Genomic DNA, 1444 nt, shown 5'->3' with positions numbered 1-1444 from the left:
TCCCAACAGACCTCAGACCCCCTCCCGGGCACCCCCTCCACCGGACCCAGAGCAACCCGCCCGGCGCCCCCCAGCCCCGGCCCCCCCTCCCCCCTCCACCCCCCCCCCCCCCCCCGCGCCCTGGTCGACATCGCCGCCCAGCCAGGCCACGAGCCGCTCGGTCATGTCCCCTGTGGTGTGTAACTGATCTTTCGGTGGTGTCGGGCAGGCGGGTTCCGGTGTCTGGATAGAGGCTGTCCATGCTTTCGATGGAGAGGTAGCGGCGGGGGAAAGCGATCCACTCGTCGTGGAGTTCGGTGAGTACGGCGGTGGCCAGGCGGCTGACGGCGGCGCTGTTGGGGAAGACCTGGGCGACGTCGGAGCGTCGTTTGATCTCCCGGCTCAAACGTACGAGCGGGTTGGTCGGCTGGATCTTCATCCAGTGCTGGTGGGGGAAGTCAGCGAAAGCGGTCAGATCCTCCTTCGCCTCGAAGAGTATGGCCTTGACCTCGGGGAACTGCCCGCCGAGCATGGCGGCGCGGTCTGCACCGCGTACGCGTTCTCCAGTCCGGTGGTCTCCACGTCAGCCGCCAGAGCGAGTCGTCCGCCAGCAGGCGCCGGGCCCAGTGGCAGACCTGCTCGCGCTCACGAGGCCAGGACGCGGGACGCCGCAGCGCACGCACGGCGTCCTCCAGGTCGTGGTGGGCTTCTTGGGTGGTCTGTCCCCGCCACCGGGGCCGGCCGTCGTCCAGTTCGGCGGACACGGTGCCCAGGTAGCGGCAGCCCTCGTACGTCGCCCAGGTCGGGCGGTCGGTGTCCGGGGCCGTACGAACTGCACCGGGTGCTCGTCAACGATGCGGGTGAACAGGTCCTCCCACTGGGCCGGGTCCGTGATCGTCACCAGCCGCCCCCTCTTCTCGTTGGAGCCTTCCGCCGAACCGGTGGCCGACGCCACCGGTTCACGCGATCACGGCAGCATCCGCAGCCTCTCCGGGAGGAATCCGCTCATGTCGAACACGACTCCGGCCCGCCGACTCACGCCCGGCCCAGACTGCGACCAGCTCGCGGCGGACCTCAAGAAGAAGTACGACCAGGGCAAGTCCATCAGGGCTCTGGCGGAGGAGGGGCCGCTCGTACGGCGGCGTGCACCATCTGTTCGAAGAGGCCGGGGCCACCTTCCGCTCCCGGGGCGGAGCGACGCGCCGCAGCGAGTCCTGACCCGTAGGCCCGGGCGTGCGGTGGAGGTATGGCGAGGTGGCAGCCGAGCTACTTCCAGGCAGATCTGCTCGTCGGCGTTTTTGCTTTCCGTCCGTTTGGGATTGCGGAGTGCGGCTCGTATACGGAATCCGGATGCGCCCCTCCTTGTTGTTGCGCGTTTGTCTTTGAGTTCTGGCCTAAGCGTTGTCCCGCAAATGGCTTCGGGTATGCCTGCTGACCTGGCTGTTTGCTGTTTCATCCGGCGAGG

At 68.4% G+C, this 1444-nt stretch carries 2 pseudogenes; one reads left to right on the top strand and one right to left on the bottom strand.

Annotated features, from left to right (window positions below):
- Positions 1 to 190 precede the first annotated feature (190 nt).
- Positions 191 to 517, bottom strand: a pseudogene (locus tag ACWD1Z_RS37585) (transposase); the annotation flags it as partial.
- Between the two features lie 469 nt (positions 518 to 986).
- On the opposite strand from ACWD1Z_RS37585, the pseudogene ACWD1Z_RS37580 reads away from it, so the two are divergent.
- Positions 987 to 1197 (top strand): annotated as a pseudogene (locus ACWD1Z_RS37580) (helix-turn-helix domain-containing protein).
- Positions 1198 to 1444 lie beyond the last annotated feature (247 nt).

This window comes from Streptomyces sp. NPDC002784, from assembly GCF_053592135.1.
Note: the sequence above shows the minus strand (reverse complement) of the source record. Positions and strands in the feature narration are given on the sequence as shown.